Source organism: Amycolatopsis sp. WAC 04197, assembly GCF_003947475.1.
Classification (GTDB): domain Bacteria; phylum Actinomycetota; class Actinomycetes; order Mycobacteriales; family Pseudonocardiaceae; genus Amycolatopsis; species Amycolatopsis japonica.
The window spans coordinates 99,968-117,715 of the sequence record NZ_QHJK01000015.1 but is presented as its reverse complement, the minus strand read 5'-3'; the positions used below and the strand labels follow the sequence as shown (position 1 = coordinate 117,715).

The window sequence follows — 17,748 nt, the reverse complement described above, 5'->3', positions numbered from 1 at the left end:
GTGACCCACCTCCCCGAAACCGGCACCGGCGATCCCGGAGCCGAACCCATCGCGATCGTCGGACTCGACGTGCGCGTGCCCGGCGCGCGTGACGCGCGGCAGTTCTGGCGCAACCTCGTCGACGGCGTCGAGTCGATCGTGCCCGCCACCCGCGAGGAGATGATCGCCCGCGGCGCCGCACCGGACACAGTGGACGATCCGAGCTGGGTGAACGCCACCGCCGTGGTCGACGGCTTCGACGAGTTCGACGCGGAACTGTTCGGCATGACCAGCCGTGAAGCCGAGATCACCGACCCGCAGCATCGGCTGTTCCTCCAGTCGTGCCACGCCGCGCTGACCGACGCGGGCTACGACCCGGCCCGCTTCGACGGCGCGATCGGCGTCTACGGCGGGTCCGGGGGCACCGGCTACCTGACGGAGAACCTGCTGCGCAACGAGCGGCTCCTCGCCTCGCAGCACGGCGGGATCGGCATCTCGACCGGCAACCAGCCGAGCTATCTGACGACTTCGGTGTCGTACAAGCTCAACCTGCGCGGCCCGAGCCTCGCGGTGTTCACCGCCTGCTCGACGTCCCTGGTCGCGGTGCACCTCGCCTGCGAGGCGCTGCGCAACGGCGAGTGCGACATGGCGCTGGCAGGCGGGGTCAACGTGGAGATGCCGCACGGCATCGGCTACATGGGTGTCGACGGTTTCACCTCGCCGGACGGCCACGTGCGCGCGTTCGACGCGGACGCCAACGGCACGGTCTGGAGCAGCGGCGTCGGGGTCGTGCTGGTGAAGCGGCTGTCGCAGGCGATCGAGGACGGCGACCACATCCGGGGTGTCGTGCTGGGCAACGCGATCAACAACGACGGCGCCACCAAGGTCGGTTTCTCCGCGCCCAGCGTGTCCGGGCAGACCGAAGCGGTCGCGCAGGCGGTCGGCATGGCCGGTGTGGATCCGCGCACCATCGGCTACGTCGAGGCGCACGGCACCGGCACCGCGCTGGGCGACCCGATCGAGGTCACCGCACTGTCCACTGTGTACGGGAACGGGATCGAGGACACCGGCTGGTGCGCGATCGGCTCGGTGAAGTCCAACATCGGCCACCTTTCGCAGGCGGCGGGCGTGGTCTCGCTGATCAAGGCCGTGCTCGTCATGGAGCACGGGCTGATCCCGCCGACCATCAACTACCACGAACCCAACCCCGGTATCGACTTCCCGGCGAGCCCGTTCTATCCGGCCCGCGAGGTGACGAAGTGGGAGGCGGACCGGGTGCCGCGGCGGGCGGGCGTCAGCTCGTTCGGCGTCGGCGGGACCAACGCGCACGTCGTGCTGGAGGAGGCGCCCCGCCCGCAGCGGTCCCGGACGCCACATCCCGCGCATCTGCTGCGGATTTCGGCCAACACCACGGAAGCGCTCTCGGCCGCGGTCGACCAGCTCGCCGACCGGCTGGCCGGGGACGTCGACCTCGACCTCGCCGATGTGGCGTACACCCTGGCCGCCGGGCGCACCGAGTACCCGCACCGCGCGGTCGTCGTCGCCCGTGACCCGGAGGACGCGGTCGACGGGCTGCGCGACTCCCGGCGCCTCGTGTCCGCACAGGCGGGGGAAACGAACGTCGCGTTCCTCTTCCCCGGGCAGGGTTCCCAGTACGCCGGGATGGGCGCCGAGCTGTACGACGCCGAGCCGGTGTTCGCCGCGGCCGTCGACGAATGCCTGCGGCTGCTCGAAACCGAGCTGCCGGAGCTGCGCGACCTGATCTTCCGGCCCGGTGGCGAGCAGGCACTGCGGGAAACCCGCGTGACCCAGCCCGCGCTGTTCGTCGTCGAGTACGCGCTGGCGAAACTGTGGCAGAGCTGGGGAGTGCGGCCCGCGGCGATGATCGGCCATTCGGTCGGCGAGTACGTCGCCGCCACCGTCGCCGGGGTCTTCACCCTGCCGGACGCGCTGAACCTGGTCGCCACGCGCGGCCGCCTGATGCAGTCGATGCCCGCCGGGGCGATGCTGGCCGTCCAGCTCGACGAGGAAAGCGTCGCCTCAAGGCTTCCGGACACCCTCGCGATCGCCGGCGTGAACGGACCCGGCACGTGTGTCGTGGCCGGGCCGTCGGACGCGGTCGCGGAGTTCGCGGCGACGCTCAAGGCCAGCGGCGTGCAGTGCCGCGAACTGGTGACCTCGCACGCGTTCCACTCGCCGATGATGGACCCGATCCTCGCCGAGTTCACCGCGGCCGTCACCGCCGTCACCCGCACCGCGCCCGCGCGGCCGTTCCTGTCGAACGTCACCGGCGACTGGATCACCGACGCCCAGGCCACCGACCCCGCCTACTGGGCCTCGCACCTGCGTCAGGCCGTCCGGTTCGGCGACTGCGTCAAGAACCTGTTCGCGCGCGGTGGGCGCTGGGCGCTCGTCGAATGCGGACCGGGGCATCAGCTGTCCGGACTGTCCCGCGGTCAGGTGCCGAAGGGCATGCCCGCGCCGCAGCCGAGCCTGCCGGGCCGTACCGAGCGCATCGGTGACGTCGAAACGCTGTACGGCGCGGCCGGTCTCTTGTGGACGAACGGGGTTTCCCTGGAACCACGGACGTTCGGTGCTCCGGGGAACCGGGTCCCGCTGCCCGGCTATCCGTACGCGCGCAAGCGGTACTGGGTCGACCCGGACCCGGCGACGGCGACCCAGCCCGTGCGGTCGACCGGTCCGCTGCCGTTGTCCGAGTGGTTCGCGGTCCCGGCGTGGCGGCAGGCGGAACCGGAGCTGAGACGCGAGCCCTTCGCGAGCGCGCTCGTCTTCGCCGCCGACGACGCCCTGCCCGGTCTGTTGCGCGACGCGGGGGTGACGGTCACCGAGGTGCGTCCTGGCGACGGCTTCGCCGCGACGGAGACCGGATTCACCGTCCGGCCCGGGGTGCGCGAGGACTACGACGCGCTCGTGGCCGCGCTGCCCGCCCGGCCCGAGCGGGTCGTCCACGCCTGGACGCTGGCCGGGGACGAGCGCGGTATGGCCGCCCAGGACCGCGGTTTCTTCAGCGTGCTCAATCTTGTTCAGGCGTGGGGTGAGCCGGTGCGGATCGACGTGCTGAGCACCGGCACCGCCGACGTCACCGGTACCGATCTGACCCGCCCCGAGCACGCGACCCTCGCCGGTATCGCGCGGGTGGTGCCGCTGGAGGTGCCGGGCACGGTGGTGCGCCGGATCGACACCGATCGTGTGCAGGACGCCATCGCCGAGCTGTTCCGCCCGGCCGACGCGGCGGCCGAGGTCGCGCTGCGGGCCGGCCGTCGCTGGGTGCTGGACTACACGCAACTCGCCCTGCCCGAGGCCGCCGAACCGGTGCTGCGCGACGGCGGCCGGTACCTGATCACGGGCGGGATCGGCGGTATCGGCATCACGCTCGCCGAGGATCTCGCCCGCCGGGTGCGGGCGAAGCTCGTGCTGCTCACCCGCGCCGGGCTGCCGCCGAGGGCGGAGTGGGACGCGCACCTCGCCGCGCACGGCGGCACCGATCGCGCCGGGCGCGCGATGCTCGCCGTGCGGCGGATGGAGGCCGCGGGCGCGGTGGTGCACGTCGTCGCCGCCGATGTCACCGACGCGGCGCGGCTGCGCGAGGTGCGTGAGCTGGCCGAGCGCGAGTTCGGCGGTCTCGACGGGATCGTGCACGCCGCCGGGTTGCCTGGCGGCGGCGTCGCCGAGGTGAAGGAGCGGGCGGCGGCCGAGGCCGTGCTGGCCCCGAAGATCGCCGGAACACTGGCGCTGGCCGAGGCGTTCGCCGACCTGCCGATGGACTTCGTCGCGCTGTGCTCGTCGATCACCGCGGCGGTGGGCGGCATCGGGCAGGTCGACTACTGCGCCGCCAACAACTTCCTCGACGCCTACGCGCGGGGAGGCCACGGCTGGCAGGCGCGGCTGGTGTCGCACGCCTGGGGTGGCTGGGACGAGGTCGGCATGGCCGCGGAGGTGGCCGCGCCGACGACGATCCGCACCACCCGGTCGCGGGCACTCGGCCCGGTCGAGCACCCTGTGCTCACCACGCGTACCGAGGACGGCGCGCACGGGCTCGTCTCGGCGGCCACGCACTGGCTGCTCGACGAGCACCGGATCGCCGGGGTGCCGGTGGTCCCGGGCACGGGACATCTGGAGACCGTCCGCGCGGCGGTGGCCGCGGCGCTGCCGAAGCCCGGTGACGGCTACGTCGTCGAGCTGCGGGACGTCGCCTTCCTGGAGCCGTTCGGCGTCCCGGACGTCTCCACCGCGGAGTACCGCGTGGAGTTCGACGGTGACGACTTCACCGTGACCAGCCACGTCGCCGGCGCGAGCCGGACCCACGTGCGCGGATCCGCCGGATGGGTCCCGGCCGAGCCGACGTCCACTGTGGACATCGCGGCGGTGACCGGCCGGACCGAGCCGATCGACGACGGGCACGGCTTCGGCACCGGCCGCACCAGCATGGTCACCTTCGGCCCGCGCTGGGCGGCGTTGCGCGAACACCGCATCGGCGCCCAGGAGGAGCTGGCCACGATCACGGCGCCCGAGGCGGCGTCGGGTGATGTCGGCGCGTGGGGGCTGCACCCGGCACTGCTGGACGTCGCGACCGCGTTCGGCCGCGGCCGGGGGAGCGGTACCTATCTACCGATGAGTTACGGCCGGATCGTCGTGCACGACGCGCTTCCGGCGAGTTTCCGGAGTCACCTGCGCTACCGCGACACGGGCGGCGACCAGGTGGTGGCGGCCGACCTCTCGCTGTGCGACGAGACCGGCCGAGTGCTCGTCACGATCGAGGATTTCGTGCTGCGCCAGGTCGATCAGGAAGCCGTCGGCGGTGGCCTGACTTCTGCGTCCACTGTGGACACCGCGGGGACGTCGACCGGGATCCGGCCGGTGGACGGCGCCGAGGCGTTCGTCCGGGCGCTGGCCCCCGGCCTCGGCGGGCACGTGGTGATCACCACGCTGCCGGTGCGGGAGCTGATCGAACGTCAGGTCAGTGCCGAGGAGCTGGAGGAACCCGGCGAGACGGCGGTGGTGGTGTCGGAGGACGACTACGTCGCCCCGCGCACCGAGCTGGAGGCGGAGATCGCCCGGCAGTGGACCGAGCTGCTCGGCGTGGAGAAGATCGGCGTGCACGACGACTTCTTCGCCCTCGGCGGCAACTCGCTGGTCGCGATCCAGCTCATCGCCCAGGTGCGCAAGGCCACCGGCACGCGGCTGGCGATGAAGACGCTGTTCGAAGCGTCCACAGTGGCCACCTTGGCAGAGCGCATCGAGGAACTGCGCGCCGGCAAGGCCGAGGCTCCCGCCGAGTCCGCCCGGACCACCATCCCCAAGCTCGAGCGCTAGAGCCCGTTGGCGGATGCGGTGCCAAGTCCGTGAAGGCCTCCTTGAGGGACCCAGAGTCCTTCAAGGAGGCCTTCACGGACCTCTTGCCCACGCCACCAGACACTGAGAACAGGAAATCATGAGCGACACGAAGGAATGGACGTTCCCGGCCTCGTTCGGGCAGGAGCGGATCTGGCTGTCCGGCCAGCTCGACCCGGCGTCCCCGGTGTACAACCTGCACTGCCAGGCCCGGCTCGACCGGCCGCTGACCGCGGAGCAGTGGCGGGCCGCGCTCGGCGTCATCGTCGGACGGCACGAGGCGCTGCGCACGTCGTTCCGCATGGAGGGCGGCGCGCTCATGCAGGTGGTGCACGCCGAGGTGCCGATCGAGCCCGAGGTGCACGACCTGCGGGACCTGCCCGCCGACGCCCGTGAAGCCCGGCTCGCCGAACTCGTCGGCGAGGTTTCGCGCGGGGCCATCCCGCTCGACTCGCCGCCGCCGTGGCGGGCCCAGGTGTGCCGGACGGCCGACGACGAGTGGGTGCTCACGTTCGTCGTGCACCACACCGTGTTCGACGCCGGTTCGGTGCTGGTCCTGGGCACGGAGCTGGGCGAGGCGTGTGACGCCGTGTTCGAGGGTCGTGAGCCGAAGCTCCCCGAGCTGGCCATCCAGTATCCGGACTTCTCGGCCTGGCAGCGCGGGCAGCTCGAAACGTCGAGCGAACAGCTGGACTACTGGCGCAAGCAGCTCGCCGGATTGCCGCCGGTGCACGGTCTGCCCACCGACCGGCCGCGGCCGTCGGAGCTGACGTTCGCCGGTGATCAGGTGCACTTCACCCTCCCCGAGGGTTTGATCGACCGGGTCGGCGAGCTGAGCCGGGAGCTGTCGGCGTCGCCGTTCATGGTGCTGCTGGCCGGTTACGCGGCACTCCTTTCGCGACTGTCCCGAGTGGACGACATCGTCGTCGGCATCCCGGTCGCCGGTCGCGACCTGCCGGAGCTGGCCGACCTGATCGGCATGTTCGTCAACCAGATGGCCGTGCGGATCGACTGCTCGGGCGCGCCCGCGTTCACCGAGCTGGTCGGCCGGGTCCGGACCACGCTGCTGGAGGCGATCGACCACAGCCAGGTGCCGTTCCAGGCGGTCGCCGAGGCGGTCGGGGCCGAACGCGATCCCGGCGTGCAGGCGCTGTACCAGCTCGGTTTCAACTTCCTGCCCGACTCGGGGCTGGAGCCGATCCGGTCGGCCACCGCGAAGGACGACATCGCGATCGACCTGACCTCGGTGGACGGCAGGCTCGTCTACCGCACCGACCTGTTCGACCGCGAGACCGCCGAAGCCATCGCCGAGCGGTACGTGCGGTTGCTCACCGCGGCGCTGGCCGATCCGGCCGGGTCGGTCGCGGATCTGCCGCTGCTGTCGGACGCCGAGCGCGAGCTGGTCCTGACCGGGTGGAACCCGACGGAACTGTCCACTCCGGACACCAAGACGGTGCACGCCCGGTTCGAGGAACAGGCGCGACGGACCCCGGACGCGCCCGCCGTCGACTTCGGCGGGGTCCGCCTGACGTACGCCGAGCTGAACACGCGGGCCAACCGCGTCGCACACCGGCTGCGTGAGCTGGGCGCCGGTCCCGGCACCGTCGTCGGCGTCTGCGTGCCGAACTCGCCGGATCTGCTGACCGGCGTGCTCGGCGTGCTGAAGAGCGGCGCGGCCTACGTCCCGCTCGACCCGGCCAACCCGGCTCCCCGGCAGGCGCTGATCCTCGCCGACGCGGGTGTCCCGTTCGTGCTGGTCACCGGCGAGTCCACTTTGGACACCAAGACCCTGGCCCTGGACGATCCGGCCGAATGGTCCGCCGCTGCCACCGAAGACCCGGAACCGGCGGCTGGACCGGGCGACGTCGCCTACGTGATCTACACGTCGGGCTCGACCGGGCGGCCCAAGGGCGTCGAGGTCGAGCACCGGGCCGTCGACACGTATCTGGCATGGGCGCGAGAGGCGTACCCCGGTCTGGCCGGACGGGCGTTGCTGCACACGTCGCCGTCGTTCGACCTCACGGTGACGACGCTGCTCGGCACCCTCACCGCCGGGGGCGCGGTCGTCGACGGCGGCCGCCCGACGTTCGTCAAAGCGACCCCGACCCATCTCGCCATCCTCGCCGAGGAGCTGTTCCCGACAGGTGAGCTGGTGCTCGGTGGCGAAGCGCTGACCGCCGAGACCGTCCAGCCGTGGCGGGAGCGCCACCCGGGCACGCTCGTCGTCAACGAGTACGGCCCGACCGAGGCCACGGTCGGCTGCGTCGTGCACCGGATCGAACCCGGGGACGCGCTGCCGTCCGGACCCGTTTCGATCGGTCGTCCGGTGCCCGGCACCCGCGCGTACGTGCTCGACGAGCGGGGGCAGCCGGTGCCGCCGGGCGTCCCGGGTGAGCTGTACGTCGCCGGGTCGCAGCTCGCCCGCGGCTACCTCGGTCTGCCGGACCTGACCGCGGAGAAGTTCATCGAGGGACTGTCCAGCCGGATGTACGCGACCGGTGACCTCGTCCGCTGGCGTCGCGACGGCTCGCTCGACTACCTCGGCCGCGCCGACGAGCAGGTGAAGCTGCGCGGCTACCGGATCGAGCCCGGCGAGGTCGAAGCGGCGCTGCGCGAACTGCCGGAGGTGCGGGACGCGGCCGTGGCGGTCCGCGGCGACACGCTCGTCGGCTACGTAGTCGGCAGCACCGACGGCGCGGCCGAAGCACTACGGAAGACGCTGCCGGAGTACCTGGTGCCGACCCGGTTCGTGGCACTCGACGCGCTGCCGATGGCGGCCAGCGGCAAACTCGACCGGGCCGCGCTGCCGGATCCCGAACCCGATGAGGCAGCGGCGTACGTCGCGCCCCGGACCGCGGCCGAAGAGCTCGTCGCCGAGGTGCTCGGGGAGCTGCTCGGCATCGACGATCTCGGCGCGCACGACGATTTCTTCGCCCGTGGCGGCAATTCGCTGCTGGCGATCCGCGCGATGGCCCGGCTCCGCAAGCAGATCGAGGTCGACATCCCGGTGCGGGGGCTGTTCACCCTCACCACCGTCGCCGCGCTCGCCGCCGAGATCGAGCGGCGCCTCGAGGAAGACCTCGACCAGCTCAGTGACGAAGAGGTCCAGCGTCAGCTGGCCGAAGGCGGGAACTCATGACCGCGATCGACGAAACCAGTGCGGCCGCGCGCCGCGCCCTGCTCGAACGGCGGCTGCGGCGGCGAGCGGAACCGGCCGCGACCATCACGCCGCGCCCCGCCGATGCCGTCGTCCCGCTGTCGTATCAGCAGGAACGCGTCTGGTTCATGGAGCAGTTCGCGCCGGGCACCGGGTCGTACCACATCCCGGTGCCGATCCGGCTGACCGGCAGGCTCGACGTCACCGCGCTCCAGTCCGCTTTGGACACGCTGCCCGCGCGGCACGAGGCGCTGCGGATGCGGTTCCCGGAAGGGGACGACGGGCAGCCGACCGTCCACATCGAAACCTCGGTCACCGTTGATTTGTCCATTGTGGATTCTGGCAGTGAAGAAGCGGCCCGTGCGGCCGTCGACGCCGCCGCGGCCGAGACGTTCGACCTGGCCACGGGGCCGCTGCTGCGGGCGACACTGGCCCGGGTGTCCGACGAGGACCACCTGCTGGTCTTGTGCACGCATCACATCGTGGGCGACGGCTGGTCGGTCGACCTGTTGCTGCGTGACCTCGCCGCGCAGTACCACGCCCTGAGCACCGGCGGCACGGCCGAGCTGCCCGCGCTGAGCATCGGGTACGGCGACTTCGCGCACTGGCAGCGCCGCACGCTCACCGGCGGCGAACTCGACCGGCAGCTGGAGCACTGGAAGGCGCAGCTCGCCGGGGTCGAGCCACTGGAGCTGCCCACCGACCGGCCCCGGCCCGCCAAGCAGAGCTTCGACGGCGCGATCCACGAGTTCTTCGTCGAGCGCGATCTCACCCGCGCCCTCGGCGACCTCAGCCGCGAGCACGGGGTCACCCTCTTCATGACCCTGCTGGCCGCCTACCAAGTGCTGCTTTCGCGGTACTCCGGCCAGGAGGACTTCGCGATCGGCTCGTCTTCGGCCGGGCGTGGCCTGCCCGAACTGGAGGGCGTGGCGGGCATGTTCATCAACATGCTGCCGCTGCGTGCCCAGCTGGCGGACGATCCGACGTTCGCCGAACTGCTCGAACGCACCCGCCGGCACGTGCTGGACGCGTTCGAGCACGCTGACGTCCCGTTCGAGCGGCTGGTCAACGCGCTCGGCGTACCTCGCGACGTCAGCCGCTCGCCGGTGTTCCAGGCGATGTTCGTGCTTCAGAACTACGAAATGGGCCGGATGGGCGAGGCGGGCGAGTCCGAAGTGGACTTCCGCTGGCTGCCGATGGATCTGCCCGCGACCCGGTTCGACTTCGAATTCCACGCGATCGAGCTCGAACGCGGGCTGATCGGCAAGCTCGTGTACAACACCGCGCTGTTCACCGCCGACACGGTCGAGGGGATGGCCGGGCGGCTGGTCACGCTGCTACGTTCGATCGTCGCCGACCCGGGCCGGCGGCTGTCCGAAGTGGACATCCTCGACGACGCGCAGCGTGAACTCGTCCTGGAGCGCTGGAACGACACCACCACCGAGTTCCCGCAGACCACGCTGCACGCGCTCGTCGAGGAGCAGACCGCCCGGACGCCGGACGCACCCGCCGTGACCTTCCGAGGCGCGTCGCTGACCTACCGCGAGCTGGACGAGCGGGCCAACCGGCTCGCGCACCGGCTGCGCGGGCTCGGGGTCGGGCCGGGCGTGCTCACCGGTGTGTTCGCGGAACGGTCGTTCGAGCTGGTCGTCGCGCTTCTCGGGGTGCTGAAAGCCGGTGGCGCGTACGTCCCGCTCGACCCGGAGTATCCGGCCGACCGGCTGGCGTTCATGCTGCGGGACGCGGCCGCGCCCGTCGTGCTGACGCAGGCTGCGTTGCGCGAAACGCTGCCGCCGGGGGATGCGACCGTCGTCGTCCTGGACGCTCCTGACGACCTTGCCGGGGAGCCGGGCACCCCGCCCGAAGCCCTCGCCGGACCGGAAGACCCGGCGTACGTCATCTACACCTCGGGCTCGACCGGGCAGCCGAAGGGCGTGCCCAACGGTCACCGCGGCATCGTCAACCGGCTCGACTGGATGCAGCGCGCGTACCGCCTCGACGGCACCGATTCGGTACTGCAGAAGACACCGGCCGGTTTCGACGTGTCGGTCTGGGAGTTCTTCTGGCCGCTGATCACCGGCGCGCGGCTCGTGCTCGCCGAACCGGGCGGCCACAAGGACGCCGCGTACCTGCGTGAGCTGCTCGCATCGGAAAGCGTCACCACCGCGCACTTCGTGCCGTCGATGCTCACGCTTTTCCTTGCCGAACAAGGCGTCGAGAGCTGCACGGCGTTGCGGCGGGTGGTGTGCAGCGGCGAGGAACTGCCGCTCGACGCCGCGCGCGAGTTCACCCGGCGGCTGCCGGGCTGCGAGCTGCACAACCTCTACGGCCCGACCGAAGCCGCTATCGACGTCACCTCCTGGCACTGCACCCCCGCCGCGCTCGCCGACGTCGCGTCGGTGCCGATCGGGGCGCCGATCCAGAACATCCGGATCTACGTGCTCGACCGTGCCGGGCGGCCCTGCCCGGTCGGCGTGCCCGGCGAGCTGCACATCGCCGGCGTCGGCCTGGCACTGGGCTACCACAACCGCCCGGAACTGACGGCCGAGCGGTTCGTGCCCGATCCGTTCCACAGTGGACGGATGTACCGCACGGGCGACCTCGCGCATTGGCGCCCGGACGGGACGATCGCGTTCCTCGGCCGGATCGACCACCAGGTCAAACTGCGCGGCCTCCGCATCGAGCTGGGGGAGATCGAGACGACCCTGCGCGCCCAGCCGGGTGTTCGCGACGCCGCGGTGATCGTCCGCGAGGACACGCCGGGGGACAAGCGGCTGGTCGGGTACGTCGTCGGCGACGCCGAGCCCGGCACGCTGCGGACGGCGCTCAAGCAGAGCCTGCCGGACTACATGGTCCCGCCGTCGTTCGTCGCCCTCGACGAGCTGCCGCTCACGCCGAACGGCAAACTCGACCGCAAGGCACTGCCCGCGCCGGTCGCGTCCCGGGACGCGACGAAAGAACTGGTCGCGCCGTCGACCCCGATCGAGGCCCTGCTGGCCGAAATCTGGCGGGACGTGCTCAAGGTGGACGAGCTCGGTGTCGACGACGATTTCTTCGACCTCGGCGGCCATTCGATGCTGGCCACCCAGGTGGTGGCGCGGATCGGCAAGGCGGGCGCGGGCCAGGTCGGTGTCATGGACCTGTTCCAGCACCGCACAATCCGCGAACTGGCGTCCTTCATGGACGGTGACGACGCCGACCGGCCGCGGCACCTGCTGTACGAGCTGACCAAACCGGCCAAGCAGCGGACGCTGACCTACGTCTGCTTCCCCTACGGCGGCGGCAGCGCGATCGTCTACCAGCCCTTGGCCGACGCGCTCCCGGAGGGTTATTCGCTCTACTCGGTCGCCATCCCCGGCCACGACGTCGGGCTGTCCGAAGAGGCTCTGCCCTTCGACGACCTGGTCGAGCGGCTGGCGGGCGAGATCCTGGACCGCATCGACGGCCCGCTGGCCATCTACGGTCACTGCGGTGTCGGCAACGCGCTCGCCGTCGCCGTCGCCCGGTTGCTCGAAGAGCGCGGCCGCGAGCTGGAGGTCGTCTACATCGGCGCGATCTTCCCGTTCGCCCGGATGAAGGGCGCGGTGGGCACGCTGCGCACCCGGCTGGAGAAGCTGCGCAGCAACCGGTACTACTCGAACTGGCTCAAGGGTATGGGCGTCGACACCGACGACCTCGATCCGGCGCAGGCCGACCGGATCATCACGAACATGCGCGCCGACAGCCGCGCCGCCGAGGAGTACTTCAGCGGCCTGCTCGACGCCCGCGTGGCCAAACTGCGCGCGCCGATCGTGTCGGTCGTCGGCTCCGAAGATCCGGTCACCGACTACTACGCCGAGCGGTACCGGGAATGGGAGTTCCTCACCGACACCACCGCGCTCGTGGTGCTCGACCAGGCCGGGCACTTCTTCCTGCGTTACCGCGCGGAGGAACTCGCGGAGATCGTCACGCGGGTGCATCCGGCGCTGGACGATCCCGGCGAGCTCGATGTCCGGGTCCGCGGCGAGGACGCGGCCTGGGCGGTGCACGAGACCCATCGGGCGGTCGTGGACGACAAACCCGCGGTGCGGCCGAGTATGGGCCGGTTCGTCACGATCACGATCGGGCAGCTGGTGTCCTCGACCGGCTCGGCGCTGACGTCGTTCGCGGTGCCGATCTGGCTCTACACCCGCACGGGCTCGGTCGCCGACCTCGGTCTGCTGTGGGCGCTCGCGCTGCTGTTCGGCGTGCTCGTCCTGCCGGTGGCGGGCGCGCTGGTCGACCGTGGTGACCGTCGGCGGATCATGATCGCGGCCAGCGGTCTCGCGGGCGGGATCCAGCTGATACTGGCGTTGCTGCTGGTCACCGGGCATGTTCAGCTGTGGTTGTTCTACGTGCTGATCCCGCTCGGGTCGGTGGCCTCCTCGTTCCAGCGCATCGCCTATCAGTCGTCGGTGGCGCAGCTGGTGCCGAAGCAGTACCTCGGTCACGCGATGGGCCTCGCGCAGCTGTCCAACGGGTTCGCCCAGCTGCTGATGCCGGTGCTCGCCGCCGGGCTGCTGGCGGCGATCGAACTGTCCGGCATCCTGATCCTGGACATGGCGAGCTACGTGTTCGCGATCGTGGGCCTGCTGCTGGTGCGGTTCCCGGACATGATGGGCTGGCGCCCGCGCGAGCCGCTGCTGACGGCGATCGCGGGCGGGCTCCGGTACTCGTGGAACCACCGCGGTTTCCGCACGATGCTGCTGTACTTCGCGCTGGCGAACGTCTTCCTCGCCCCGGCGCTGGTGCTCGTCTCGCCGCTCGTGCTGTCGTTCGGTTCGGTCACCGACGTCGCGCAGGTGGCGCTCGCCGAGGCTCTTGGCGCGGTGGCCGGCGGTATCGGGATGGCGCTGTGGGGCGGTCCGCGGCAGCGACGGATGGTCGGCGTGCTCGCCGGCAACGTCGGGATCGCGCTCGGCAGCCTGGTGATGGGCCTCCGCCCGTCGCTGATCGTCGTCGCGGCCGGGGTGTTCCTCCTGGCCGCCGCGATGGCCGTGTCGCAGGGCATCTACGCGACGCTCGTGCAGGTCAAGGTGCCGCAGCGGTTCCACGGCCGGGTGTTCGCGATCAACCAGACGATCACCTGGTCGACGCTGCCGATCGGGTTCGCCGTGCTGGCACCGCTGGCGGTCGGCTGGTTCTCGCCGCTGCTGGCGCCGGGTGGTGCGCTGACCGGGTCGGTCGGCGCCGTGCTCGGCACCGGCGAGACGCGAGGGATCGGGCTCGCCTACGTCGTCTTCGCGCTGATCCTGCTGCTGATCAACCTGGGCGGGTTCTCGCTGCGGCGGCTGCGCCGGTTCGACACCGAGGTACCCGATTCGCTGCCCGACGATCTCGTGGGGGCACAGGAACGGGAGCGCAAGCTCGCCGGGAAGGAGGCCGCATGAGTACGGCAGTGCTGGTCAGGGAGGCCCGCGGGCACTGGGTCGGCGAGGTCGCGCCGTCGATGCGGGCGGCCGGGCACCGCGTGGTGCTGCTCGCCCCGCCGATGGACGCGGCCGAGCGTGCCGCACTGGAAGGCGTGGTGGACGACGTCGTCGCGCTCGACGACGTCCACGACCCGGAAGCCGTCGCGGCGAAGGTCCGGGAGATCGACGGCGGCGCGCTGGCCGGGATCTTCACCGGCTCGGACGGCGCCATCGCGAGCACCGCGCACGCCGCGGAACTGCTCGGGGTGGCGCGGTGCCCGGCGTCGGTGTTCGCCTTGTGCGCGAACAAGTTCGCCGTCCGGGAGGCCCTCGCCGCGGCCGGGCTGCCCGGACCCGCGTACGCCCTGATCTCCTCGGCCGCCGAGGCGGAGTCGGTCGCCGCGGCGGTCGGGTTCCCGGCGATCGTCAAACCGGTCAACGGCGCGGGCAGCAACCTCGTCCGCACCGTGTCCACTGTGGACGAGCTGGCCGCCGCGTACGAGCTGCTGGCCGCGCGTTTGCCCGAGTCCGCGGATCCACGCTATCACCGTCCACTAGGGACACTCGATCCCGCGAAGACGTTCCTCGTGGAAGGGTTCCTGAGCGGCCCGGAGTACGCGGTGGACGTGCTCGTCCGTGACGGAGTGGCCGAACCGGTCGAAATCCTCGACAAACCGCTGATCGACGAGCGGAAGTTCGAGCTGGCGCTGTCGTGCCCGCCGGCCGGGCTCGCCGACGACCGGGCCGAACTGGTCACCGCGGCGGCCGTCGCCGCCGTCCGCGCGCTGGGCCTCGACAACACCTGCGCCCACGTCGAGCTGATCGACGACGTCGACCGCGGCCCGACGATCGTCGAGGTCAACGCGGGCAGGCCCGCCGGTTCGATCATGCCGCTGCTGGCGAAGCTGCGCACCGGCATCGACGTGTTCGCCGAACTGGCCGCGCTCGCGGTCGGCGCTCCGCCGCCGGCGCGGGAACCCGCGAAACTGCCGATCCCGCTGGGGATGCTGATCCTCTACGCCGCCGGTTCGGGCCGGTTGACGAGGATCGGCGGGCTGGACGAGATCGCCGACCTGCCCGAGGTGATCGACGTCGTCACCACCGTCTCGCCGGGACAGGTGCTCACCGACGAACAGGAGACCTACGCGGTCAACCTCGTCGTGGCCGGGTTCGCCGATCACGACGATCTCGCCGCCCTGCACGCGGAGGCGAGCAAGCTCGTCCAGCTGGAACTGGAGGATGTGTGAACACCGCGTTCGTGGTCCGGGAAACCGCCGGACAGTGGATCACCGACGTCGTGGCCGCCGTGCGGGCGACCGGCCTGCGGGCCGAGGTGGTCACCGAGCCCCTGGAACCGGCCGAGCTCGCGCAGCTGGCGGAAGTGGTGGACGGCTTCATCGTCGTCGGCGACGTCCGTGACGCGGAATCCGTGGCCGCGGCGATCCGGGCACGGACCCCGCTTCCCGCCGGAGTGGTGACCGCCGCCGAAGGGATCGTCGCGAGCGTCGCCCGCGCGGCCGAACTGCTGGGCGTCGCTCGCTGCCCGGCGTCGGTGTTCACCTTGGCGCACAACAAGTTCGCGGTCCGGCAGACGCTGGCCGAGGCCGGGCTGCCCGGTCCGCGCTGCGCGCTGATCTCGGCAGAGTCCGAGGCGGCGTCGGTGGCCGAGGCGGTCGGGCTCCCGGCGATCGTCAAACCGGTGAACGGCGCGGCGAGCAATCTCGTCCGCACGGTGTCCACAGTGGACGAGCTTGCGGCCGCGTACCGGCTGCTGGCCGAGCGGTTGCCGCTGTCGGAGGACGCCAGGTACCACCGGCTCGTCGGATCGATCGACCCGCTGAAGGTGTTCCTCGTGGAAGGCCTGCTGCGAGGGCCGGAGTACGCGGTCGACGTCCTGGTGCGCGACGGCGTCGCGGAACCGGTGGCCGTGGTGGAGAAACCGCTGATCGACGAACGCAAGTTCGAGCTGGGCATGGTCTGCCCGCCGCTCGAACTGTCCGAAAAGGACACCGAACGGCTGTTCGCGGCGGCGACGGCCGCCGCGCTCGCGCTGGGCCTGGACAACACCTGCGCTCATCTGGAGCTGATCGACGACGCCGAACTCGGCCCGACGATCGTCGAGGTGAACGCGGGCCGCCCGGCAGGCGGCGCCCAGCCGGTGCTGCTGAAGCTCGCGACCGGCATCGACGTCATCGCCGAAGCCGTGTCACTGGCCCTGGGCACGCCGCCGCCCAAGCGCGGCGTGGGACTGCCGGTGCCGGTGGGCTACCTCATCTTCTACGCCGAGGGCACCGGGCGGCTGGTCCGCGTCGAGGGCACCGACGAGGTCGCCGATCTGCCCGAGGTCCTGGAGGTGGTCACGATCGTGCGCCCCGGCCAGCTGCTCACCGACGACCAGGAGATCTACGCGGTGAACGTGCTCGCCGCGGGGTTCGCCGACACCGAAGACCTCGCCGCGCTGCACGCCGAGGCCGCCAAGCTGATCCGATTCGAACTGGAGGAGTCATGACCGCCGAACTCACGGCGAACCTCGGGCACATCGAGGGCAACGACCACACGAAGCTCACCGTGTACGCGGCCACGGGCCTGGACTGGGTGCGCGCGCACCGCGAAACGCTGCAGGAGCGGCTGCGCGAGCACGGCGCGATCCTGCTGCGCGGGATGCCCGCCGACCTGACGGTGTTCAACCAGGTCACCGAGGAGATCGGCGGCTCGCTGCTGACCTACACGGAACGGTCGACGCCGCGCTCGGCGGTCTCCGGCAACATCTACACCTCGACGGAGTACCCGCCCGCCGAGTCGATCCCGATGCACAACGAGAGCTCGTACTCGGCGCACTGGCCGGACCGCCTGTTCTTCCTGTGCGACATCGCGGCCGAAACCGGTGGCGCGACCCCGATCGCCGACAGCCGCGCGATGTACCGGCTGCTGCCGGAAGACCTGCGCGAGCGCTTCGCGGGCGGCGTCACCTACACGCGGGCGTTCCGCGAAGGCCTCGGGCTTAGCTGGCAGGAGGCGTTCCAGACCGAAGATCGGCAGGCGGTGGAGGACTACTGCACCGCCAACGGCCAGACGTTCGAATGGACCGAAGAAGGCTTGCGCACGCGGCATGTGCGCCCGTCGTTCGTCGAGGAGCCGCACACCGGCGGGATGGTGTGGTTCAACCAGGCCAACCTGTTCCACGTTTCGAGCCTGGGGGAGGAGGTCAGCGAGGCGCTGCTGGAGCTGTACCCCGTGGAAGACCTGCCCCGCAACGCTTTCTTCGCCGACGGCTCGCCGATCCCGCAGGCGGACCTGGACGCGATCAAGGCGGCCTATGACGAGGTCAGCTACGCGTTCCCGTGGCAGCCGGGTGACATCATGGTGATCAACAACATGCTGATGGCGCACGGGCGGGAGCCGTTCACGGGTAAGCGGCGGACTCTGGTCGCGATGACCTGACCCTTGCGGCGGTCGCGCCTCGTGTCGCGAAAGCCACTTTCGGGACAGTCGGCAACTGTCCACAAGGGACGCAAGTTCTCGCCAGGGTGCCCGGTTTGGGCGCTTTGCGCGGGGTCGTGAGTGGTAATGATCGTTCTAACCCTCTTTATCACTCACGACCCCCCGTGGAATCGTGCATGCAGGCATTAATCGGGCAGTCGGCCGGTGCGGAATGTCCCTCGTGGACAGTTGCGCGGTGGTCGACGTCGACCGAAAATCGCCTTGGTCATTGACGTCGCGAAAGCCACTTTCGGGACGTTCGGCAACTGTCCACAAGGGACGCTAGCCCTCGTCAGGGTGCCCGGTTTGGGCGCTTTGCGCGGGGTCGTGAGTGGTAATGATCGTTCTAAC

At 71.1% G+C, this 17,748-nt stretch carries 6 protein-coding genes; all 6 read left to right on the top strand.

The genetic code is table 11. The annotated features are described in order from the left end of the window. The 6 genes from DMC64_RS39210 to DMC64_RS39185 all read left to right on the top strand — a co-directional run bounded on the left by DMC64_RS39210 (window position 1) and on the right by DMC64_RS39185 (window position 17,358). Window positions 1-5,313, top strand: a complete 5,313-nt coding sequence (locus tag DMC64_RS39210) for a type I polyketide synthase (protein WP_125737640.1) — start codon at window positions 1-3, stop codon at window positions 5,311-5,313. 118 nt (window positions 5,314-5,431) lie between these two features. Then, window positions 5,432-8,470 (top strand): non-ribosomal peptide synthetase, encoded by a 3,039-nt coding sequence (locus DMC64_RS39205; protein WP_125737639.1) that lies wholly within the window; start codon window positions 5,432-5,434, stop codon window positions 8,468-8,470. Beyond that, window positions 8,467-13,896: a non-ribosomal peptide synthetase/MFS transporter gene (locus DMC64_RS39200; protein ID WP_125737638.1), complete on the top strand. Its 5,430-nt coding sequence runs from the start codon at window positions 8,467-8,469 to the stop codon at window positions 13,894-13,896. The genes DMC64_RS39205 and DMC64_RS39200 overlap by 4 nt, the downstream gene beginning before the upstream one ends. Further along, window positions 13,893-15,164: an ATP-grasp domain-containing protein gene (locus tag DMC64_RS39195; RefSeq protein WP_125737637.1), complete on the top strand. Its 1,272-nt coding sequence runs from the start codon at window positions 13,893-13,895 to the stop codon at window positions 15,162-15,164. The genes DMC64_RS39200 and DMC64_RS39195 overlap by 4 nt, the downstream gene beginning before the upstream one ends. Continuing rightward, window positions 15,161-16,426, top strand: a complete 1,266-nt coding sequence (locus tag DMC64_RS39190) for an ATP-grasp domain-containing protein (protein WP_125737636.1) — start codon at window positions 15,161-15,163, stop codon at window positions 16,424-16,426. The genes DMC64_RS39195 and DMC64_RS39190 overlap by 4 nt, the downstream gene beginning before the upstream one ends. Further along, window positions 16,423-17,358 carry a TauD/TfdA family dioxygenase gene (locus DMC64_RS39185; protein ID WP_125737635.1) on the top strand — a complete coding sequence of 312 codons (936 nt, stop codon included), beginning with the start codon at window positions 16,423-16,425 and terminating at the stop codon, window positions 17,356-17,358. The genes DMC64_RS39190 and DMC64_RS39185 overlap by 4 nt, the downstream gene beginning before the upstream one ends. The last annotated feature ends 390 nt before the right edge of the window (window positions 17,359-17,748 follow it).